20 protein-coding genes and 1 pseudogene are annotated in these 20,951 nt (G+C 69.4%); 7 read left to right on the forward strand and 14 right to left on the reverse strand.

Going from position 1 to position 20,951, the window contains the following annotated elements:
- Window positions 1–18 precede the first annotated feature (18 nt).
- From B0F77_RS27355 to B0F77_RS27385, 8 genes are all read right to left on the reverse strand, one after another.
- Window positions 19–2,943 carry an AfsR/SARP family transcriptional regulator gene (locus B0F77_RS27355; RefSeq protein WP_086665859.1) on the reverse strand — a complete coding sequence of 975 codons (2,925 nt, stop codon included), beginning with the start codon at window positions 2,941–2,943 and terminating at the stop codon, window positions 19–21.
- A gap of 305 nt (window positions 2,944–3,248) precedes the next feature.
- Window positions 3,249–4,469, reverse strand: a complete 1,221-nt coding sequence (locus tag B0F77_RS27360) for an NsdA family TPR-like regulatory protein (RefSeq protein WP_483868450.1) — start codon at window positions 4,467–4,469, stop codon at window positions 3,249–3,251.
- A 17-nt stretch (window positions 4,470–4,486) separates the two neighbouring features.
- Window positions 4,487–4,681 carry a ferredoxin gene (locus B0F77_RS27365; RefSeq protein ID WP_086665861.1) on the reverse strand — a complete coding sequence of 65 codons (195 nt, stop codon included), beginning with the start codon at window positions 4,679–4,681 and terminating at the stop codon, window positions 4,487–4,489.
- Window positions 4,682–4,695: 14 nt separating this feature from the next.
- A complete protein-coding gene (locus B0F77_RS27370; protein ID WP_086665862.1) occupies window positions 4,696–5,889 on the reverse strand; it encodes a cytochrome P450 in 1,194 nt (397 codons plus the stop codon).
- A gap of 79 nt (window positions 5,890–5,968) precedes the next feature.
- Window positions 5,969–6,532: a TetR/AcrR family transcriptional regulator gene (locus B0F77_RS27375; protein WP_211294052.1), complete on the reverse strand. Its 564-nt coding sequence runs from the start codon at window positions 6,530–6,532 to the stop codon at window positions 5,969–5,971.
- Between the two features lie 36 nt (window positions 6,533–6,568).
- Window positions 6,569–8,473 (reverse strand): bifunctional polysaccharide deacetylase/glycosyltransferase family 2 protein, encoded by a 1,905-nt coding sequence (locus B0F77_RS27380; protein ID WP_211294053.1) that lies wholly within the window; start codon window positions 8,471–8,473, stop codon window positions 6,569–6,571.
- Entirely contained in the window at window positions 8,470–8,595 is a 126-nt protein-coding gene (locus B0F77_RS50585; RefSeq protein ID WP_281252549.1) for a hypothetical protein, read from the reverse strand. The genes B0F77_RS27380 and B0F77_RS50585 overlap by 4 nt, the downstream gene beginning before the upstream one ends.
- Entirely contained in the window at window positions 8,556–8,975 is a 420-nt protein-coding gene (locus B0F77_RS27385; RefSeq protein WP_086665864.1) for a DUF6542 domain-containing protein, read from the reverse strand. Before B0F77_RS27385 ends, B0F77_RS50585 begins: the two co-directional genes overlap by 40 nt.
- A 34-nt stretch (window positions 8,976–9,009) precedes the next feature.
- Between B0F77_RS27385 and B0F77_RS27390 the strand changes: the two genes are divergently transcribed.
- Entirely contained in the window at window positions 9,010–10,077 is a 1,068-nt protein-coding gene (locus B0F77_RS27390) for an LCP family protein (protein WP_086665865.1), read from the forward strand.
- Between the two features lie 8 nt (window positions 10,078–10,085).
- On the opposite strand, the pseudogene B0F77_RS27395 reads toward B0F77_RS27390, so the two are convergent.
- Together B0F77_RS27395 and B0F77_RS27400 are read right to left on the reverse strand one after the other, a co-directional pair.
- Window positions 10,086–10,993 (reverse strand): annotated as a pseudogene (locus B0F77_RS27395) (IS5 family transposase).
- 107 nt (window positions 10,994–11,100) lie between these two features.
- Window positions 11,101–13,284, reverse strand: a complete 2,184-nt coding sequence (locus tag B0F77_RS27400; RefSeq protein WP_158102836.1) for an ATP-binding protein — start codon at window positions 13,282–13,284, stop codon at window positions 11,101–11,103.
- Window positions 13,285–13,519: 235 nt separating this feature from the next.
- On the opposite strand from B0F77_RS27400, the gene B0F77_RS27405 reads away from it, so the two are divergent.
- The gene (locus B0F77_RS27405) at window positions 13,520–14,296 is read left to right on the forward strand and encodes an STAS domain-containing protein (protein ID WP_086665867.1); all 777 of its coding nucleotides are present in this window, start codon (window positions 13,520–13,522) and stop codon (window positions 14,294–14,296) included.
- Window positions 14,297–14,310: 14 nt separating this feature from the next.
- Here B0F77_RS27405 and B0F77_RS27410 read toward each other — a convergent pair whose 3' ends face one another.
- On the reverse strand, window positions 14,311–14,682 hold the full coding sequence (locus B0F77_RS27410; protein ID WP_086665910.1) for a hypothetical protein: 372 nt from the start codon (window positions 14,680–14,682) through the stop codon (window positions 14,311–14,313).
- A 159-nt stretch (window positions 14,683–14,841) separates the two neighbouring features.
- Here B0F77_RS27410 and B0F77_RS27415 point away from each other — a divergent pair, with 159 nt between their 5' ends.
- From B0F77_RS27415 to B0F77_RS27430, 5 genes are all read left to right on the forward strand, one after another.
- Window positions 14,842–15,714, forward strand: coding sequence for an NsdA family TPR-like regulatory protein (locus B0F77_RS27415; RefSeq protein ID WP_143466927.1), 873 nt, complete (start codon window positions 14,842–14,844; stop codon window positions 15,712–15,714).
- Between the two features lie 76 nt (window positions 15,715–15,790).
- Window positions 15,791–16,153, forward strand: a complete 363-nt coding sequence (locus B0F77_RS27420) for a hypothetical protein (protein ID WP_143466928.1) — start codon at window positions 15,791–15,793, stop codon at window positions 16,151–16,153.
- A complete protein-coding gene (locus B0F77_RS50590) occupies window positions 16,150–16,281 on the forward strand; it encodes a hypothetical protein (protein WP_281252550.1) in 132 nt (43 codons plus the stop codon). The genes B0F77_RS27420 and B0F77_RS50590 overlap by 4 nt, the downstream gene beginning before the upstream one ends.
- 4 nt (window positions 16,282–16,285) lie before the next feature.
- Window positions 16,286–16,957: a response regulator transcription factor gene (locus B0F77_RS27425; protein ID WP_245848693.1), complete on the forward strand. Its 672-nt coding sequence runs from the start codon at window positions 16,286–16,288 to the stop codon at window positions 16,955–16,957.
- Entirely contained in the window at window positions 16,954–18,294 is a 1,341-nt protein-coding gene (locus tag B0F77_RS27430) for a HAMP domain-containing sensor histidine kinase (RefSeq protein ID WP_086665870.1), read from the forward strand. Before B0F77_RS27425 ends, B0F77_RS27430 begins: the two co-directional genes overlap by 4 nt.
- Here the strand turns inward: B0F77_RS27430 and B0F77_RS27435 are convergent.
- Genes B0F77_RS27435 through B0F77_RS27445 form a run of 3 tightly spaced genes read right to left on the reverse strand, consistent with a single transcriptional unit; the run spans window position 18,247 to window position 20,910 of the window.
- Complete coding sequence (locus tag B0F77_RS27435) at window positions 18,247–18,876, reverse strand: hypothetical protein (protein WP_086665871.1); 630 nt, start codon at window positions 18,874–18,876, stop codon at window positions 18,247–18,249. The two genes, B0F77_RS27430 and B0F77_RS27435, sit on opposite strands and share 48 nt — an antisense overlap.
- 16 nt (window positions 18,877–18,892) lie before the next feature.
- A complete protein-coding gene (locus B0F77_RS27440) occupies window positions 18,893–19,753 on the reverse strand; it encodes an exodeoxyribonuclease III (protein WP_245848695.1) in 861 nt (286 codons plus the stop codon).
- Between the two features lie 14 nt (window positions 19,754–19,767).
- On the reverse strand, window positions 19,768–20,910 hold the full coding sequence (locus tag B0F77_RS27445) for an MFS transporter (protein ID WP_342746834.1): 1,143 nt from the start codon (window positions 20,908–20,910) through the stop codon (window positions 19,768–19,770).
- Window positions 20,911–20,951: the final 41 nt, after the last annotated feature.

Raw genomic sequence — 20,951 nt, forward strand, 5'->3', positions numbered from 1 at the left:
AACTCGGCATCAGCGTTGCTACGAAGTCGCGAGGCGGAGTTCGTCGACCTCCGCCTGGAACCCGGCCGCCGTCAGCGTCTCCTCGGCCTGCCGCCAGTGCTCCCGAGCCTCCTCCGACCGCCCTGCCCGTTCCAGGGCGTCGCCCAGCACCCGCAGCGACCGCCCGTACTCCGGCGGCGAGTCCATCTCCCGGGCCTGGTTCAGGGCCAGGGTGGCCAGCCGCAGCGCCTCCTCCGGCGTCTCGGCCAGCCCGGATCTCAAGCGCCACACCCACATGCGGCCGTGCTGGTCGTTGTGCTCCTCGAAGTACTCCCAGGCCTGGCGCAGCTGCTCCTCGGCGAGCGGGAGCTGGCCGGACCGGATCAACGTGTCGGCGAGGAACACTCGCATGTTCGCGGCGAAGTCAGGGTCGCCGAGCTTCTGCGCGGCGGCAAGTGACGACCGCAGGAACGCCGCCGACATCTCCAGCTCGCCGGTGAACTGGTGCAGCCGCCCCAGTTCCAGGGTCGCCATCAGCTCGCTCTGCTCATCGCCCAGCTGACGGGCGATGCGCCGGGCCCGTTCCAGGTAGTCCTGTGCCGCGGCCAGTCCGCCGGCGCGGCGTTCGATGGCGCCCAGCGAACACAGCACCTCGACCTCGCCGTGCTGGTTCCCCGACGCCACGAACCGGGCCATGGCCTCGCGGTGCGCCTCGCGGGCCTCCGCGGACCGGCCGCTCCACTCGTGCATCCACCCCATGCCGTACCACCCGTAGGCCTCGCCCCACACGTCACCGGCGAGAGCGAAACCCTTCTGGGCCGCGGCGAAGTCGGCGGACGCCTCGACGTACCGGTGCAGCCGGCCGTACAGGATTCCCCGCTGCTGCAACAGGATCGGCTTGCGCTCGGGCGGGGCGCAGGACAGGCCGAGCTCGTTGATCTGTTCCCAGTCGTCGAACCGGGCCCGCAGGTCGCAGAACGCCGCGGACCGGATGGTCAGCTCGGCGGCGAGCGGTCCCAGCCCGAGTGCGGCGGCCTGGGTGATCACCGCGTGGATGTTCTGCCACTCCGCGTCGAACCAGGCGGCCGCGTCACCGAGGTCGAATCGTTCCAGCGCAAGCGGTTCCAGGCGGATCGACTGGTGCGGCAGCTCGACGTCGGCGCGTGTGGCCAGGTCCAGCCACTGCTCGAACAACGCCTTCAGCGCGGCCGCCGGGTCCTCGTCCGCGGCCTCGCGACCGAACGCCCTCAGCAGGTCGTGCAGCCGGTACCGCACCTGTCCCAGCGGGTCTCGTCCCGCGTAGTCGACCAGGCGGGCGTCCACCAGGGCCTCGACGTGGTCCTCGGCGTCGTCGAGGTCCAGCCCGAGCAACGGCGACGCCACCCACGCCGGGAAGTCGGGCGTGTCGAGCAGCGACAGCAACCGGAACGCGGTCCGATGCGACTCGTCCAACCCGTCGTAGGACAGCGCCAAGGAGGCACGCACGTCCAGGTCGCCCAACGACAGTTCGTCGAAGCGGCGCCGCTCGTCCGACAACCGGCCAGCGAGCTTCGCGAGCTGCCAGTGCGGGCGCGCCACCAGCCGCGCCGCCGCCACCCGCAGCGCCAGCGGCAACTGCCCGCAGTAGGTCACGATGTCCTGTGCCGCACCGGGTTCCGCGGCACAGCGAGCCTCGCCGACGGCCGCGCGCAACAACGCCAGGGCGTCCGCGGACGGCAACACGTCCAGCGGCACGACATGAGCCGCCTCCAGGCCCGCCAGCGCCGCTCGTGAGGTCACCAGGGCCGCTCCCGAGGTGGTGCCCGGCAGCAACGGCCGGACCTGGGCCTCGTTCACCGCGTTGTCCAGCACGACCAGGATCCGGCGGTCCGACAGCAGGTCCCGGTACAGGTCGACCCGATCCTCCACAGAGGACGGAATCGCGCCACCGGACACGCCGAGACCGCGCAGCAACCGGTCCAGTGCGGCAGCCGGCCCGACGGGCTTCTGCTCGCCGCCGCGCAGGTTCAGGTACAGCTGACCGTCCGGGAACGCGTCCCGCACCGCGTGCGCGCAGTGCACGGCCAGCGAAGTCTTGCCCACGCCACCGGGACCGGTGATCGTCCACGTCCCGCCGGCGCGCAGGCCCGCGGTGAGCCGCGCGACCTCGGTGGCCCGGCCGGAGAAGTCGCCGACCGCGGGAGGCAGCCACGAAGGTCCCGACTGGACGGCGACCGGAGCGGAGGACCCGGCGAGGACCTCCATGTGCAGGGCGCGCAGTTCGGCGTTCGGGTCGATGCCGAGCTCGTCGGCGAGCACGTCGCTGGCGCGGCGGAAGACGTCCAGCGCCTGCGCTTGCTGGCCGGTGCGGTGCAGGGCGAGCATCAGCTGATACCAGAAGCGTTCGCGCAGCGGGTGTTGCGTGACCAGGGAGCGCAGCTCGTCGACGATCTGGTCGTGCCGGCCGAGCTGCAGTTCGGCGTCGTTGCGGCGCTCCAGCACCTCCCAGCGCTGCTCGTTCAGCCGCTGCACGTCGGTCTGTTCCATCCGCAGCGACGAGATCTGGTCCAGCGCGGGACCACGCCACAGCGCGGCGGCCTCGCCCAGCAGCCGGGCCTCGGTCTCCAGGTCGGGCGCGCGGCGAGCCTCGGCGCGCAACCGCTGGAACGTCAACAGGTCGAGCTGGTCGTCGTCCACGTGGATCGAGTAGCCGGTCGGCCAGGTGCGGATGAGTTTGCGGTCCGCGAGATCGTCCAGCGACTGCCTCAACCGCATGACGTACGTCTGCAGGGTCGCGCGCGCTGCACCTGACGGTTCCTCGCCCCAGAGGTGTTCCATCAGCTCGTACGACGACACCGGCGCGTTGGCCTTCATCAGCAACGCCGCAAGCAGGACACGCTGTTTGGCCGCGCGGAGCTCAACCACCCGGCCCGAGTCGATGACCTGCAACGATCCGAGAACCCTGAACCCCCAACGCCGTTGCATGGGCCAGATCCTAACCAGCGGGTAACCCTAGGTGTCAGCGAAATGTCAGCGGGTCACGTGATGCTTCTCGCTCATGGAGCGGACAACCTTCAGCGCCATCGGTGCGTTACTTCTCGGAGTGGTCGCCGAGAACGACGCGGTCGCCGAGAGCGCAATCCGCTGCTGAAGTCACTTCCAGACGCCGAGCCGCGCTTGAGGCCCCCCAGCTGGGCGCCGCTCGGGCACATGGTGTCGCCGGGGCTCGAAGCCCAAACCTCTCCTCGGGCCCCGGCGGCGCCTTCCAACCGACCAGAGCACTTCCCCGCTCAGGCGGCTCCCTGCGACGCCGACATGAACACCCCGAGCCGCGACGACAGCTCGTCCGCGGCCTCGTTGCCCCGCAACCGTTCCGCCTCCCGCTTCAACGGCCGCATCCGGTCCCGCGTGCGGGCGGAACGGATCGGCCCGGACACCACGATCGCCTGCTCCCCGATGTCCCGCGCCTGTTCGGCGTCGTTCTGCACCAGGTAGTTCACCGCCAGCGCGGCCAGCCGGAACGACTGGCTGCGCGACGTTTCCTCTCCCCCGGCGGAGATGGCCCTGGTCAGCAACGGGATAGCGGATCGCGCGTACTTCACGTCGCAGGTGCGCGCGAGTTCGGTGTGGACCATGCCGCCGATCGACACCAGGTCGGCCAGGTCGAAGAACCGCGCCCACGGCGGTGCGTCTTCGGACTCCGCGCGTTCGAACTCCTCCTCCGCACGGGCGTACTGACGCAACGCCTGCCTTTCGGCGCCCATCTTCGCGAACGCCCACGCCTCGTTGGCGTGCAGGATCGCCACGGCCAACGTGGACCCACTGGCCTGTGCGATGGGCAATCCACGTTGGAACGACGACAAAGCGTCCTCAGCCAGCTCGTAGTGCAGGTGCACGCGGCCCATCCGGTAGTGGATGTTCGCTTCCAACGCGCTGTTGCCCGACGTACGCGCGAGACACATCGCACGGCCGAAGTGCAGGTGTGCGGATTCCAGCAGACCCATGTCGAACGACGCCCAGCCGGCCAGGTTGTGCAGGTCCGCGATGGCCACCTGGAGCCGCTGCAGGACCGGTCCGGACGCGCTGGTGTCGAGCAGGGGGTTCGCCCAGTTCAGCAGCGCGACGCAGGCGTCCCGGCAGGCACCGCCGCCATATTCGTAGTCCAATGCCCGCAGTGCGCTGGTCAGAGTTTCGACATGCCGCACGTCGGCTTTGTCCACACGAGCTGGAAATGCATCGCCGTTGAACATAGCTGGTCCTCCTGACGTGCGCCGCGCACCCGCTGCACAGGTACCCGTTACACACCGTCGGTATTCACCGCGCCGTCGCCACCATCTCGCTGTTCGGCCTGGTCGGGAAGGGTCTTTCGACTCTCCACAAGCGCATCGGCGCGACCACCACAACGCCGTGGTGGTCGCGCTTACGATTCTGGACGAAGAGCGTGATCGGAAAGGGGCCAACGAGGTGTCAGCCGAGGAGCACTGAATCAATTCCCGGTGATGACGCCTCACCGGAACGGCCGATCAAGTCACTCTTCCAGGCTCACCACCTGCGCCGGGCACCTGTCGACCGCGTCACGAACGCCCGGCAGCAGGTCGGCCGGCGGTTCGGCGATCACGACGAAGCCGAGGCCGTCGTCGTCGGACTGGTCGAACACATCCGGTGCGGCGAGCACGCACTGGCCCGATCCGATGCACCTCGTCCGGTCTATCCGGACCGTCACACCTCCTGGCACGCTCACCACTCCACCGGGATCGAGGCCGCGCCGTAGGTGATCATGTCCTCGCGGAAGTCCATCTCCGCCACGGGGATCGCCGGCCGCACGTCCGGGAACCGGGTGAACAGCGAGCGGAGCAGGATCTGCAGCTCCGCACGGGCCAGGTTCGCGCCGAGGCACTGGTGCGGGCCGAACCCGAAACCGAGGTGCGACACCGCCCTGCGCTCCAGATCGAGCTCACCGGCCCGCGGGCACAGCGTCTCGTCCAGGTTGGCGTGGAACGACACCGTCACCCAGTCGCCGGCCTGGATGGTCACGCCGTCCACCTCGACGTCCTCGATCGCCCTGCGCGCGAGCCCGGCGCCGCCGAGCTTGCCGATCGTGTACCGCAGCATCTCCTCGACGATCACGTCCGCGCGGCTCGGATCGCGCTTCAGGACCGCCAGCTGGTCGGGGTGCTCGAACAGCGTGAGCGTGAACAGGCCGAAGAAGTTCGACGTCGTCTCGTGGCCCGCCGCGAGCAGGCCGATGGCGAGCATCAGCAGCTCGTCCATGTCGAAGTCGGTGTCGTTGACCATCAGGCCGATCATGTCGTCGGTGGCCCCGGACGCCTTCTTCTCGTCCACGACCTTCGCGAGCACCTCGCCCAGTTCGGCGGCCTTCGCGTCGTACTCGGCCTTCGAGCCGTTCTTGCCGAACATCTCCCTGGCGGTGGCCTGGAACAGCTCCTGGTGCTCCGCCGGCACGCCCAGCAGCTCGGCGATCACCAGCGAAGGCACGGGCAGGCACAGCGACGACACCAGGTCGGCAGGCGCGCCCCCGCGTTCCATCTCGTCGAGGTGCGCGTCGACGATCTCCTGGATGCGCGGGCGCATCTCGTTGAGGCGCTTGACCATGAACGCGCGTGACAGCGGGCGGCGCAGGCGGAGGTGCTCGTCGCCGTCCATCACGTTCATGTTGCCCGGCTGCGGCACCCCGAGGATCTGCTCACCCTCGGTGCGCATCTCGGGCGCGCCCTCCTTGTTCGCGCTGAAGCGCGGGTCCGAGAGCACCTGCCGGACACCGGCGTAGCTGCTGACGACCCAGGCCTGCACCCCGTTGGGCCAGATCATCTTCACCGGGCCGTTGCTGATGGCCTCCTCGAACCCGGCGGGCGCTCCCAGCGGATGCGCGCGGTTCTCGTGCGGGACGGGGCAGACGGCAGTTTCAGTCACGGGAGTTCCCCCTCAATAGAACAGTCCTGTTCTTTTGAAACCATGACCGAACGTAGCGAAGAAACTACGTGCTGACGAGTTATTTGGTCCGAAAGGTCCCGATCAACGGTCTCAACAGTCCGTCGACGATGCCGTCGACCACGTCCTGTTCCTCTGAGCGCAGGACGAACGTCGAGATCAGCGCGGTGATGAGGATGCCGGCGTCGAGGGTCTCCGGCAGCTCGCCCCTGATCTTCGCCCGGTCGACGGCGACCTGGAGCTGCTCGGTGTACGCGCGGTCGACGTACTCCTCGCGCAGGCCGGCGAGATTCGCGTCCTGGCGGCTGCCCTCGAGCAGGCCGAGGAAGATCCCGGCGATGTCGAACGGCACCGGCTCGCCCCACGACCGCAGGATCTGGCGGACGTCCTCGGCGAACGTGCCCTCGTCCGGCTGCGGCAGGTCGGGCAGGTTCGCCCTCAGCGCGTCCATGATCAGTCGCGCCTTGGATGGCCAGCGCTGGTAGAGACTCGCCTTGCTGGCACGCGCCCGGGACGCGACGAGATCCATGTTGAACCGGGCGTAGCCGACCTCGGCCAGCACTCCGAGCACGGCGGTGAAGACCTCCTGCTGACGCGCCGGCGCGTCCAAGGGCGTGCGGCCCACCGTGCTCCTCTGCATGCCTGGGCTAAGTGACGTGCGCTAAGTGACGTGCACCGTACCGGGTGCGTCCGCGAGCCGACCCGTGCGTCGCACCGACATCCACCGCAGCTGCGTGCCGTGCAGCGCCGTCACCAGCGACTGGATGACCACTGCGTACATCAGCTGTCTGTATACAATCTGCTGTAGGGGGTATGCCCACAACGGCTTGAGCGACTCGCCGTCAAGCCTCAACGCGTAGCCCGCGCTCGCTGTCTGCAGTAGAAGGAATACCGTCCACACAATGGCGGCGAGGGGCGCGTCTGCCACCAGAAAACCGTATACAACATACAGATCCATTAGCGGGGCGAGCAGCGGCAACAGCAGGTGGAACGCCAACAGGTAGATGAGCCCGAATCGGCCCATCGGCCCGTTCTCCACCAATGCGCCACGGTTCTTCCACATCGCCTGGAAGGTGCCGTACGACCAGCGGTAACGCTGGCGGAACAGGCCGCGGAGGCTCACCGGCGCCTCGGTCCACGCCCTGGCCTGTGGACGGTAGGCGACCCGCCAGCCCGCACGGGTGACCGCCATCGTCAGGTCGGTGTCCTCGGCGAGCGTGTGGTCGCTGACACCGCCGACGTCGGTGAGCGCGGCCTTGCGGAACGCCCCGACCGCGCCCGGCACCGTCGGGATGCAGCGCAGCGCGTGCAGGATCTGCCGGTCGAGGTTGGATCCCGCGCAGTACTCCAGGTGCTGCCAGCGTCCGAGCAGGCCCTGGCGGTTGCCGACCTTCGCGTTGCCGGCGACCGCGCCGACGCCGGTGTCCGCGAACGGCTGCACGAGCTGGCCGATCGTGTCCGGTTCGAAGATCGTGTCGCCGTCGAGCAACACCAGCACGTCGTGCTTCGCGCTGCGGATGCCCGCGTTCAGGGCGGCGGGTTTGCCCTGGTTGTCCTGCCGGAGCACGGTGACGCCGGGCAGGTCCAGCTCCTCGGCGCGGTCCGCGGTGCCGTCCGTCGAACCGTCGTCGACCACGATCACCTCGACGTCGGCGAGGTGGTTGTTCGCGGCGATCGACCTCACCGTCGCCGCGATGTTCAACGCCTCGTTGAACGCCGGGATGACCACCGAGACAGGCGGCGCGATCCACGGTGGCGGCTCGTGCTCGCTCTCGCGCCGCAACCGGCGGTCGGTGTGCGCGAGGCCGAGCTGCATGAGGGTGCGCAGGATGCCGAGCAACGCGGCGATCCCGATCGCCGTGCCGAGCAGCGTGAGCACGAGGCCGCCGTTGCGCTGCGACCACGTGGTGACCGAGGCGGCGAACCGCTGCGGCCCGGTCACCTCGCCCGTGCCGCCGCCGGGGACCGGAACGAACCGGTAGCCAGGCACTCTGGCCAGCTGGCGGGCGATGTCCCCGCCGATGCTGCCGTCGTCGTGCAGCCGGACCACGCCTTTGCCGTCCTGCAACGACATCCTCACCAGCGTGCCGATGTCCTGGTAGGCGCGGTCGCCGCTGTCGACCTCGGCCGGCGCGCCGACCAGCCGGGTGTGGACGCCGAGCACGTCGGCGAGCGCGGCCTGTGCGAAGGCCAGGTTCAGCGGGCCTGCCCAGCCTTGTTCCGCCCAGTCGCCCTCGGCCCGGAAGCCGTCGATGCCGATCTGGTGGCCCTCGGCCACGATGCGCCGGACCACCTCGGGGTTGCGGGTGACCTGGACGCCGGTGACGAAGAACGTCGCCTGGACGCCGGCCTGCTGCAACCGGTCCAGGGTGCGCGGGGTCCACTTCGGATCCGGACCGCCGTGGAACGCCAGCGCGAGCGTGCGTTCCGGCAGCTCAAGGGCCTCCTGGGCGGGCCGCACCGGCTCCGGCCTGATCGCGGTGTAGGCGTGGAACGACACCACGCCCATCAGCACCAGCAGCCCGAGCAGGATGGAGATCCAGTGCAGCCGCGGGGCGCGCGTCACCACGCTCCCAGCAGCGCGCCACCGACCACCGCGGCGAACACGATCAGTCCACTCGCGACGGTCAGGCTCACCAACCGCGCGGCTACCCGTCTACCGCCGTTGTCGTCAACGAAGACCTGCATTTCCTCTTCCCCCCAGAAAAGACTCGGACGGCCACGACCACCAGAGCCGCACCGACCGCACCCGCCATCCACCCGAACCCGTTGACGAACCACGGGACCGCGTCGGCGGCGATCTCCTTGGTACTCCCCCACCAGGCCTGTCGCCGGGACTGCCGCTCCCAGGCCGCGTTGCCCAGCGCCACGACGACGAACACGAGAGGTGGCGCCGGTGCCACCGTCCACAGACCGACCCGGCGCACGAGCGCCGAAGCGATCACCGCGCCCGCCACCAGCCAGCCGCCGAACGCCCAGCCGAGGTCGTCACCGTCGGCCCAGACACCCGTCTGCGCGAAGACCGCCAGCATCGCGACCGCCGCCAGCGTCGGCAGCTGAACCCCCATGACCGCGTAGAATAGGTCAGGGGGTTTCCAGTTCATGCAATCACGTGGTGGCTATCACCGCACCGCCTTTCGCGTCCTGTTCCGCATCGCCTGGGTGAGTCTGTGCGCGGCCGTGCTCGTCGCCGCGGGCATCGCGTGGTCGACGGTGTCCACGATCTCGACGGGCGTCGAACGGTCGTACGCGATCCCGGACGACGCGCCGCGGTCGACGTCCGGCACGAACATCCTGATCATGGGTCTCACCACCCGGCTGGACCTGCACGGTGAACCGCTGCCGGACGACGTGCTGCGGCGCATGCAGGCGGGTGAGAGCGACCGCGGCGGCTACAACGCGAACACGTTGATGCTGCTGCACATCCCCGCGTCCGGGCCGGCGGTGGCGATGTCCGTGCCGCGCGACGACCTCGTGCCGCTGTCGTCCGGTGGCGAGGGCAAGATCAAGGAGGCCTACGGCCGGGCCAAGTCAGCAGAGGAGGACCGGCTGCGCGCCGCCGGGACGCACGACCGGCGGGAGCTGGAACGCGCCGGGCGGGAAGCCGGCCGCCGCGCCCAGGTGGAGACGGTGTCGGCGTTCCTGAACCAGCCGATCGACCACCTCGTGGAACTGTCGCTGATCGGGTTCTTCCACATCGCCGAGGGGCTCGGCGGCGTGGACGTGTGCCTGACGAACGCCACGCGGGATCCGTTGTCCGGCGCGGACTTCCCGGCCGGGCCGCAGCACCTCGACGCGGGGCAGGCGCTGTCGTTCGTGCGGCAGCGGCACGGGCTGCCGGGCGGCGACCTCGCCCGCACAAGGCGGCAGCAGGCGTTCCTGTCGGCCGTGGCGAAACGGGTGCGGGGCGCGGACCTGGCCGTGGTGCAGGCGTTGATCGACATGGCGAAGCAGGACGTCGTGCTGGACGCGCGGTTCGACCTGACCGAGTTCGCCCGCGGACTGCCGTCCGAGGTGCGGTTCGACACGCTGCCGATCGAGGGTGGCGCCACGCTCGACGGCCTGGACGTGAACAAGGTCGACCGGGACAAGGTGCGTGCCAAGGTGACCGAACTGGCCACCGCGCCGCCGCCACCGCCACCCAACGACGGAATTCCGTGTGTGGACTAGGCCGTGTTTCAGATGTGGCGTAGCCAGATGTTGATGGCTGCGATGTGGATGGTGGCCTGGTAGCGGATGGCAAGTTTGTCGTAGCGAGTGGCCACGGCCCGGTGTTGCTTGAGCAGGCTGATGCCGCACTCGACTGCGTGACGCTGCTTATAGATCTCCCTGTCGATCGTGGGTGGCCGTCCACCGCGGGAGCCTTTGGCCTTGCGGTGCGCGGCCTGGTCACGGGGCTGGTCGATGGTCGCCTTGATCTTCCGCTGTCGCAGATAGGCACGGTTGGCTTTGGAGCTGTAGGCCTTGTCCGCCAAAACCCGGTCCGGACGGGTCCTGGCGCGACCGGATCCCATGCGCGGCACCGAGATCTACTCGATCACCGGCGTGAACTGCGGGCTGTCACCCCGCTGCCCGGCGGTGACCAGCAGCGACAACGGCCGTCGGCCCTGCTCGCAGGCCAGGTGCAGCTTGCTGGTCCAGCCGCCGCGCGAGCGGCCCAGCCCGTGATCATCGGGCTCGGTCCCGCCCGCCGCGGTGTCGGGCGGTTCAACCTGCAGATCCCCCTTTTCCGAGCGCCGGCGGCGTGCTGGTGCGCCCGCATGACCGTGGAATCCACCGACACGTCCCACACGATCAGCCCGTCGGAATCGGCGCGAGCTTGCAACGCGGTCAGGATCGCCTGCCAGACTCCGGCCCGCTGCCAGCGGCGGAACAACCCGTACACGGTCTGCCAGGGACCGTAGTCAGGCGGGATGTCGCGCCACGGGGCACCGACGCGCACCCGCCACCGGATGCCGTCGATCAACTGCCTCTTGCTCCACTTCGGCGGGCGCCCCGGTTTACGCCCGACGGGCAGCAGCGGCTGCAACACAGCCCACTGCGCGTCGGTCAAGTCGGCCCGCCCCGCTGCCGCTACGCTGGCCACGAGGTCTCCGGTACTGCAGGTTTGCTTGGTCGCTAACCCACTTACCGGAGACCTCGCCACGTTCCGGCACCGACACGCCGCCGATCACCTCACCTTTGAAACACGGCCTAGTTGCGTCTTTCGGTGACCCAGGTGGCGATCTGCGCGCGTGAGGTGAAGCCGAGCTTCTGCAGGATCCGCTCCACGTGCCCCTCCGCGGTCCTGCGCGCGATGACCAGCTCGGCCGCGATCTCCTTGTTGGACAGGCCACCCGCGATCAGGTCGGCCACCTGCTGCTCGCGCCGCGTCAACGGGGTGGGCGGCTCGACGGTCGGCCGCTGCTCGGGGATAAGCTCCTCACCGATGGCGAACGAGATGGCGTCCTCCAGTTCGAGGTCCATGCCCTTGCGGAACACCGCGCGGAACTCCTGTTCGCCCAGCGCTGAGATGGTCGCCGACTCGCATTCGCCGTGCGGGGCGCCGAAGTAGCGCGACCCGAACATGGGATAGCCCACCGACTGCCAGATCTCGTTGGTGGCGCCCAGCAACGTCGCCGCGCGCGTCGCGTTGCCCTGCGAGGCCGCGATCCAGGCCAGCACCTCGATCGCGAGCACGATGCCGAGCAGGTCGTGGAACGACCGCTTGATCCGCAGGCACTCCCGGCCGAGCTGGTCGGCCCGTTCGAAGTCACCGCTGATCCACGCGCACAACGCCAGCACGTAGATCGCGTACGCCTGCGCCCACAGTTCGCCGTGCTCCTCACCGATGGCCTTCGCCTCGACGCAGAGCCGTTCCGCGGCGGCGAAGTCGTGCTGGAACGTCGCCGAGACCGCGAGCTCGATGCCGGCGAGCATGGTGTGGCTGTTGACCGTGCCCTGCCGCCGGTAGAGGTTCATGGCCTCCTCGAACAGGTTGTCGGCCAGGTCGAGGTCGTCACCGACCAGATGGGTGCAGGCCAGGCGGTGCGTCGAGTAGGCCAGCGCGGGTTCGTCACCCGACTCCACGGCGTACTCGTAGCACTCCTTCAACATGCGTGTGGAGGCGGTGAGGTCTCCCTGCAAGGTCGCGACGTACCCGTTGACCCACAGGGCCTTCGCGCGCAACGGACCCGGTACCGCCCTCTCCACGGCGCGGTCCAGCCAATGGCGTCCTTCACCGAGCATGCCGCAGCCCGCCCAGTAGAACCACAGCGTGCTGGCGAGGTGCACGCACTGCTCGCCGTCGTGGCCGAAGCAGAAGTCCAGTGCCGACCGCAGGTTCGCGTGCTCCAGGCGGGTGAGGGCGAAGATCTGCGGCTGGGCCGGGCCGAACCACTCCTTCTCCCGTCGCTCGGCCCACTCGATGAAGTGGTCGCGGTGCCGTTCGCGCATCACCTGCTCCCGGCCGGCGCCGCGCAGCTTCTCCAGGCCGTACTGGCGCAACGGCTCCAGCAGCCGGAAGCGCGTGCCGGACGGCTGCTGCTCGGCGACCACGACCGACTTGTCGACCAGGCCGCTCAGGGAGCGCATGACGTCCCGCTGCTCGACGCTGTCGCCGGAGCAGACCCGTTCCGCCGCTTCCAGGTCGAACGTGCCGGCGAACACCGACGCCCGCGCCCACAGGATCTGCTCGGACCGCGTGCACAGGTGGAAGCTCCAGTCCACCGCGGCCAGCAGCGTCTGGTGCCGCGGGTCGCCGCCGCGCCTGCCCTCCGCGAGCACCCGGAACGTGTCGTCCAATCTGGACAGGAGATGGTCCAGTGTCAGGACGCGCAGGCGCACCGCAGCCAGTTCGACGGCCAACGGGATTCCACCCAGCAGCGCGCAGATCTGGCTGACCTTCTCGTGGTTGTCCCCGTCCAGCGTGAATCCCGGCTCGACGGCCGCCGCCCGTTCGGCGAACAACGCGAGCGCCGGGTCCTGCCGCAGCGGCGCGACCTGCCACAGGTGTTCGCCGTCGATGCCGAGGCGTTCCCGGCTCGTCACCAGCATGCGCAGACCGCGGGCGCTGCGCAGCAACGCGTCCACGAGGCCGGCGGTGGCCTCGACGACGTGCTCGCAGTTGTCCAGAACCATCAGCATCTGCCGGTCGCGCAGGTGTTCCACCAGAACTGTGCGGTGTTTGCGGACCGTGTCGTCGTGAATTCCCAGTTGCTCCAGGACCGTGTGCACGACCAGTTCGGGATCGGTGACGCCGCCCAGTTCGACGAACCACACGCCGTCGCGGAAAGCCCGGTGCGTTTCGGCGGCCGCCCGCAACGCCAGCCGCGTCTTCCCGACCCCACCAACACCCGTAAGAGTGACGAGGCGGGACCCGGACAGCAGTCGTCGCACCTCGGCGACATCGTGCTTGCGGCCGACGAAAGTAGTTGTGTCAGCAGGCAAATTGCCTTTGCGCCCTGGGTAAAGCGAACCGCCCACAGCGGCACCCTAGGTCGGCGCGATCTCCCGCTGCAACGCGGTCCCCCGGAGGCACCAACGCCGAAACACGGGTAGTTACCCCCTAGGGCACATGTCGTGACGCGGCCAGGGTTGAAAGCTGGGGGACGACTGCGAGAGGGGACGGATCATGGCCGGTGACAGCCTCGAAGTGGACGTCCGGGAGCAGAACGGCGTGCTCGTCGTCGGGTTCAGCGGCCGCCTCGACTGGTCGACGTACATGCGCGTGCAGGACGTGCTGCTCGACTGCGCCACCAAGGAACTCGTCGGCGTCGTCGTGGAGCTGGACGGCCTCGTCGCGGAGTCGCCCGCGCTGCTCGTGGTGTTCGACGTCGTGTGGCTGTCCGCGGCGCGCTGGCCGGGCATCTCGCTGAGCCTCGTCGTGAGTGATCACCAGCTGCGCGCGACGCTGGAGTCGCGCGGTCTGCCCCGGCACATCCCGATGCACTCGACGACGTCCGCCGCCGTGTCCTCGGTCGTGCGGCTGCGGCACGAGGACCGGGTGGACGCGGCGCTGCCGACGTGCCGCTGTTTGCCGCACGTGGCCGAGCGGATCACCGAACGCGCCTGCGAGCGGTGGGGCGTGCAGTCGATGCTGGACGTCGCGCCGCAGGTGGCCGTCGAGCTCGTGTCGCACGTCGAGGACGAGAGCCCTCTCGCGCTGCTGCTGCGCATGCGTGGCGACAAGTTGTCCGTTGCCGTGCGCACGACCGCACGTCTCGACCTCAGGCAGTGGCACGTGATGCGACGCAACATCGCGTCAATCGCCGTGTGCAACTTCAGCATGGGCGAGACGCCGGCGGGCGGTGGACGGCACATCATCTGGGCGTTGCTCGACGTGCCGGCGGACAGCCAGCGGCCTCCGAGCTATCTCCCGGAGGCTGCCGTCTTCACCCAGCAGGCTTAACGCTTCCGGGTCGTTCACAGTGCGCGTTCGAGGGCGTGGCAGGCCGCGAGGCTGGTGCGGCAGGCCCTGACGACCTGGCGATTCGCCGCCGTGTCCGGGGTTCCGGTGCCACACCTGGGACACGAAAGGCACGCGGTCGACTCGTCGACGAACACCTCGAGAGGGCAGCGGCACGGACGGCACCAGCGATGCCCCGTGAGCGGGATGACGTGGTCCGGTGAGGCCACGCATTCGTGCAACCAGCGACGATGCAGGCCGCACGTCACTCTGGCGTGCGGATCGAGACCGAGCTCCTCCGCGAGGTCCTCGGCGCTGAGGACCGCCGTCAACGTCGGATCCCCGGCCTCCGAGGAGGTCACCAGCCGCAAGTGCGAACGTCGCCCCATGCTGACCACAATGCTCCTGCCAGCCGGGCAGGTATACCCGCATTTATACCTGTTTAATCGCTTCTTGAGCCGAATTCCATTCGACGCAGAAGCCTCTTCTCACCCGCTTCCGGGCACCCTACGCTCGGGTACCAACGGCGCGGCGCAGAGGTATTCCACATGGCTGATCCTGCGTACTTCCCTCCCCCGCACTCCGCCCGCATCGGTATGAGCGATGTGGAACAGCTGGAGTCGCAGACCCGATCCCTCAGGTCGGTCGACTACCAGTACGGCGGCGGGGCGTGCCGGGACGCCGTGGTCGTGCGGATCTACTGGGCGGAGCAGCTGCTCGCGGCCGAAGCCACCGATGCCGTGCGTGCGCGTTTGCTGTCGGCCGTCGCGGATCTGCACAACCTGGCCGGGTGGACGTCGTTCGACAGCGGTCAGGTCGGGGCCGCGTACCACCATTTCGACCGTGCGCTGGATTTCGCACGTCACGACGAGGATCTGACCACGAACATCGTTTACCGGCGTGGGCGCGTACATCTGCATCACGGCGCACCGGGTGATGCGCTGGCGTACTTCCAGAGGGGCGCTTTCGGGCCGTTGGCGGCGAGCATCATGCATTCGAACGAGGCGTGGGCCTACGCGCGCCAGGCCCGTTCCGCGGAGGCGTTGCGGGCGATGGGGAAGGCGCAGGACTCGTTCGCGAACGCCGACCTGTCGCACGTGCCGGACTGGGCGCGGTTCCACGACGAGACCGACCTGACCGCGATGATCGGCACCATCTACGCGGAGCTCGGCGACACCCGGAAGGCGATTCCGGCGTTGTCCTCGGCGATCGAGGGGTTCGGGCCGGCGATGGCGCGCAGCTGGACGTTCTGCCTCATCGCCCTGGCGTCGTGCCACTTCCTGGACGGTGACACCGATCAGGGCCAGGTCGTCGGGATGCAGGCGATGCACGCGGCCGAGGGGCTGCGGTCCGAACGGGTGTGGGACCGGATGCGCCCGATGATGCAGGCCGCCGCCGTGCGCGGGGTCGCCCTGCGGTGATCGCTGAGGTGATCTTTGCAGAACCCGAACATTCGGCGGACCCTGCTCTGACGCTGGGCGGTCATCGTTCTGTGCCATGAACATTTCACGAATCGGCGGGCTCGTGCTGGGAATGCTGCTGCTGGGCGCGGGAACCGCGTCGGCGCAGGAACCGATCACGATCAGCCCAGAGAAGGTGCAACAGATCTGCTCGAACCGAGTTCCGCGCGTCGAGGCGCGCGTGAAGGCCCTGACCGACCGCATCAACGGCACCCCGGAGACGTTGGGGTCGAAGAAGTGGATCGAGCAGAAGGCCGCCGACGCGCGCAAGGCCGGCAACACGGCGCGTGCCGACGTGCTGGACGCACGGCTGAAGCTGCGTGACGCGCAGCTCGTGAAGCTGTCGAAGGCCGGCGAGCGGATCGGCAAGTTCAAGTCCGAGCACTGCGGGTCCAAGTGAGGTGGATCGCGGCCCTGGTCCTGCTGGTGTCGCTGACGGCGTGCCGGGGCGAGGCGCCGGTGTCGGACCTCGATGATGTGGAATCAACGCTGAACAGCATCGAGTCGGACATCAACCAGCCGGGGTGAACGCGTGGAACGTGGCCTGGTGCTCGTCGTGGAGGACGAACCGGCGATCGCCGAACTCGTGGCGCTGTACCTGCGCCGCGACGGTTTCGGCGTGCATCTGGAGTCCTCGGGGGACGCGGCACTGGCCGCGGTCCGTTCGCTGTCGCCCGTGGCGGTGGTCCTGGACGTGGGCCTGCCGGTGATGAACGGCATCGAGGTGTGCCGCTCGATGCGCGCCGCCGGCGACTGGACCCCGGTGCTGTTCGTGACGGCCCGCGACGACGAGGTGGACCGCTTGCTGGGGTTGGAACTGGGTGCCGACGACTACATCACCAAGCCGTTCAGCCCGCGCGAGCTCGCTCTCCGCGTGCGCACGGTCCTACGGCGTTCGTCCGGGGGTGTGTCGGATGTTCTGCAGGTGGGTTCCGTACGACTGGACGTGGGCGAACGGCGTGCGTTCGCCGGTGCGGACGAGGTGTCGTTGACCTCAACGGAGTTCGGCCTGCTCGCCTACCTGATGAAGTCGCCGCGACAGGTCTTCTCCCGCGAGCAACTGCTGAGCGCGGTGTGGGGCTACTCGTCGGTGGCCGGCACTCGCACGGTCGACGTGCACGTGGCCCAGCTGCGGGCGAAGTTCGGTTCGTTGAGTCCCATTAGGACAGTGCGTGGCGTCGGCTACTCGGCGGACGCGTCATGAACCTCGCCGCCCGGATCGCCTTGCTGTGCCTCGGAGTGGCGTTCGTCGCCGTGCTGGTGGCGGGCGTGGTGTCTCTCCGTCTGGTGCTCTCCACCTCACAACAGGTGAGCCGCGAGTTCCTGCGTGGCCAGGCCGACGTGGTGGCCGGTCAGATCTCCAACAACCGCATCGAGCAGGTCCTGGAAGGCCAGGGCATCGCGATCGTCCGCATCTCCCCCTCCGGGGAACTGTCGGGATCCGACCGCGCCGCGGTCCGCGCGGCCCGCGAAGTCGGCGCCGGTGAGGTGCTTTCGGGCACCGCGGTGTCCAAGGTGAGCGGCCGCCTGAACGTGGAAGCTCGCAGGTCGGGCACGGGCGGCTTCGCCTTGGTGCAGGAAACCGAGACCAGCGGCACCTACCGCAAACTGGTCCGCAACATCCTCTTCGCCCTGGGCATAGGCCTGGTGGTGGCCTGCCTCGCCGGCCTGGCCCTGGGCACCTTCCTGGCCCGCCCGCTGCGCCGCGTGGCCTCCGTCGCGCACTCGATGAGCGCGGGCCGCCGCGACCTCCGCGTCCCGGTCTCCGGCCCCGCCGAACTGGCCGAGGTGGCAGGCTCGGTCAACGCGCTGGCCGATGCCTTGCAGCGCAGCGAATCCCGCCAACGCGACTTCCTGCTCTCCGTCTCCCACGAACTCCGCACCCCGCTCACCGCCGTGACGGGCTTCGCCGAATCGCTGGCCGACGGCGTGGTGTCCGGCGCTCAGGTAGCCCCCGTCGGCACCGTGATCCTGGACGAGGCCCGCCGCCTGGACCGCCTGGTGACCGACCTGCTGGACCTGGCCCGCCTGGGCGCCGACGACTTCCGCCTGGACATGGCCAACGTGGCCCTGGAACCCGTGGTCCGCTCAGCCGCCGAGGTCTGGCACGCCCGCTCCCACGCCCGCGGCGTGCACTTCTCCCTGGAAGTCTCGGCCTCCCCCGTGGTGCACGCCGACGCCCGCCGCCTCCGCCAGGTGATCGACGGCCTGATGGAGAACGCCCTGCGCGTCACCCCGGCCGGCCACCCGGTGGTGCTCGCCCTGTCGTCCGTGCTGGAGGTGCGCGACGGCGGGCCGGGGTTGGCTCCCGAGGACTACGCCGTGGCGTTCGACCGCGGGGTGCTGCATGCCCGGTACCAGGAGTCGCGGCCGGTGGGGACCGGGGTGGGGTTGGCGTTGGTGCACGGGCTGGTGACGCGGATGGGCGGCACGATCACGGCGGGGCCAGCCCCAGAAGGCGGCGCTGCTTTCACCGTGACGCTGCCACCGCCGTCAGACGTCACTCAGCAGCTGGGACGGGAACACAATCCGGCTGGATGACGGCACGTTCTCGCCGTTCGTCGAACTCGCGGCCGTGTTCCAGACGTCCAGCACCGCGGCGAACAGGTCGTCGAGCTGCTTGCCGGTGCGGGCTCCGAGCGAACGACTCGTCTTCCAGTCGACGTCGCGCCACTGGCCGTCCGACGTCCGGCGGGACGCGTTGGCCAGCGGTTCCAGCGCTTCCTGCAACCGGTGCTCAAGTCCTTCACCGATCGCCTTGGGGCTCAACGCGTCGAGCACGCGTGCGGCTTCGGGCAGCTGCGGCCACGACACCACCACGACGTGGTGCCAGATCTCGGGCGGGTAGGTGTTCGCCAGGTGATGGCTCTCCCCGATGGCCAGGTCCCGGAGCCTGCGTTCGGCCTCCAGCGTCTGGCCGACGTACAGCAATCCCCACTGCAGCCAGACCCCGTAGACGGCGGGGCCCGTCAGCGGCGGGTCCGCGGTCAGCGCACGTCCGAGCCGGTGCGCGAACTTGTACCTGTGCTGACGCCACGCGAGCGACGTCGCCCTGGTGGCGGCGACATCGCGCATCGCGTGCCACCAGCGGTCGAAGGCGACGTCTGGAACTCCGGGGTCCATCCGGTCAATCTAGCGATCACTTCGACTGCGGCAGTTTGACCTTCTTCTTCGCCCCAGGCGACGACGGTGGCGGCACAACGGGACCGATGTCCCCATCCGGCGCCTCGTCCAGGTCCACGATCACCGGCGCGTGGTCACTGGGCCCGGTGCCCTTGCGCGCGTGCCGGTCGATCCACGCCGCCCGCACTCGCGGCGCGACCGACGTGGAGGCCAGGATCAGGTCGATCCGCATGCCCAGGTCGCGGTGGAACATGCCCGCGCGGTAGTCCCAATAGCTGAAGATCCGCTCGTTCGGCCACCGGTCGCGCACGACGTCGTGGAACCCCAACGCCTTGATGGCCTCCAACGCAGCGCGTTCGGGTTCGGTGACGTGGGTCTGGCCGATGTAGGCCTCGGGGTCGAACAGGTCGGCGTCGGTGGGGGCGATGTTGATGTCGCCGCACACCAAGGCGTCCGTGGGCCCGGTTTCCAGGACATCGCGCAACGAGGCGAGCCATTCGAGCTTGTACTTGTAGTGGTCGGACTCCGGCTCACGGCCGTTGGGGACGTACAGCGAGTGCACGCGCACGCCGCCGCACGTCGCGGCTACGGCGCGGGCCTCGACGTGTGGGAAGCCCGGTGCGCCGGCCACGCCGACGGCGACGTCGTCCAGGCCCACTCGGGACAGCAGGGCCACGCCGTTCCACTGGGTCTCGCCGAACAGGGCGACTTCGTAGCCGCGCTCCCCCAACGCGTCCCCCAGCAGGGCCGTGAAGGCGTCGTCGGCCAGCTTGGTCTCCTGCAGGCACACGACGTCGGGCTTCCGCTGGTCCAGCCAGGGAAGCAACCGGGGCACGCGCTGCTTGACCGAATTCACGTTCCAGGTCGCCACTCGCACGCGTTCAACCGTAGTCATCGCTTCTGGAGCGCGCATCGAACGGGCTCGGCCAGTCCTCGGGCGGCCACCCAGGCGATCAGCGGCAACACCAGCAGCGCAAGCAGTGCCCACTGCAACGACACGGCTGACGCGAACGCGCCGATCGCGGGCGAGGCGAGTCCCCCGACGCTGACGGCGAGGCCGAGGGTCACGCCGCTGGCCGTGCCGAGCCGGTTCGGCAGGTAGTCCTGGCCCAACGTCGTGTGCAGGGAGAACGGCACGTACAACGTCAACGCGGTGAGTGCGACGAACGCATACACGGCTGGTCCCGGTACCAGCGCGATACCGGCCGCCGCCGGTATACCGAGCGCATACGAGGTGCGCACCACGCGGATACGACCCCAGCGCTCGGCGAGCACGCCACCGAGCAACGTGCCGAGGGCGCCGACGCCGAACAGCACGACCAAAGCGACCGAACCCGCGATGAAGCCGCCGACCCGTTGCGCCACCCAAATCGCGAGGAACGTGCCCAGGCCGAACGTCACCATCGACCGTGCGATGACCACGACGGTCAGTCGTCCGAACTGCCGCCAGTCGTCTCGGCCGCTACGCGCCGCACCAGCGTCCGCACCCCGCACACCGCGCAACGCGGCAAACGTCAGGAGGCCACCGATCAGCGCCGGAATCATCAACAACGGGCTCGCTCCAAGACCGCCGATCGCCAGCACGGGCGTGACGAGCACCGGTCCCAGCGCGAACCCCGCGTTGCCGCCCAACGCGAACCAGCTCATCCCCACATGACCGTCGCGGGCGACCCGGCGGGCGAGGCGGGCGGCCTCCGGGTGGTACGCGGCGACCCCGAGTCCGGACAGCGCGATCGCGAGCCAGGTGACCAGGTACGACTCACTCAGGCCGCACAGCCCGATGCCCACGCCGGCGACCATCATGCCGACCGGGACCAGCCACGGCATGGGGCGCCGATCGGTCAGCACGCCGAACAACGGCTGCACGACCGACGACAGCAACGTCGCGGCGACCGTGATGCCGGCCGCCGCGAGGTAGCTGTAGGACCGTTCGGCGACGAGGAACGGCACCACGGCCGGGACGGCTCCCTGGTAGAGGTCGTCCACCGCGTGCCCGGCGACCAGGACCGTCATCCGCCAGCGAGAAGTGTTCACGCACCGATCGTCGCGATCCCAGGCCGTTCGCGATTCCGATA

It is taken from the genome of Lentzea kentuckyensis (assembly GCF_002150765.1).
GTDB classification, from domain to species: domain Bacteria; phylum Actinomycetota; class Actinomycetes; order Mycobacteriales; family Pseudonocardiaceae; genus Lentzea; species Lentzea kentuckyensis.

What these genes read in the sequence shown, in the direction of transcription:
- B0F77_RS27355 (WP_086665859.1), bottom strand. Translation starts at nt 2,943, where the DNA reads ATGCAACGGCGTTGGGGGTTCAGGGTTCTCGGATCGTTGCAGGTCATC.
- B0F77_RS50585 (WP_281252549.1), bottom strand. Translation starts at nt 8,595, where the DNA reads ATGCAGGTCTTCGTTGACGACAACGGCGGTAGACGGGTAGCCGCGCGG.
- B0F77_RS27405 (WP_086665867.1), top strand. Translation starts at nt 13,520, where the DNA reads ATGGCCGGTGACAGCCTCGAAGTGGACGTCCGGGAGCAGAACGGCGTG.
- B0F77_RS27435 (WP_086665871.1), bottom strand. Translation starts at nt 18,876, where the DNA reads ATGGACCCCGGAGTTCCAGACGTCGCCTTCGACCGCTGGTGGCACGCG.
- B0F77_RS27430 (WP_086665870.1), top strand. Translation starts at nt 16,954, where the DNA reads ATGAACCTCGCCGCCCGGATCGCCTTGCTGTGCCTCGGAGTGGCGTTC.
- B0F77_RS27390 (WP_086665865.1), top strand. Translation starts at nt 9,010, where the DNA reads ATGCAATCACGTGGTGGCTATCACCGCACCGCCTTTCGCGTCCTGTTC.
- B0F77_RS27415 (WP_143466927.1), top strand. Translation starts at nt 14,842, where the DNA reads ATGGCTGATCCTGCGTACTTCCCTCCCCCGCACTCCGCCCGCATCGGT.
- B0F77_RS27410 (WP_086665910.1), bottom strand. Translation starts at nt 14,682, where the DNA reads ATGGGGCGACGTTCGCACTTGCGGCTGGTGACCTCCTCGGAGGCCGGG.
- B0F77_RS27420 (WP_143466928.1), top strand. Translation starts at nt 15,791, where the DNA reads ATGAACATTTCACGAATCGGCGGGCTCGTGCTGGGAATGCTGCTGCTG.
- B0F77_RS27385 (WP_086665864.1), bottom strand. Translation starts at nt 8,975, where the DNA reads ATGGGGGTTCAGCTGCCGACGCTGGCGGCGGTCGCGATGCTGGCGGTC.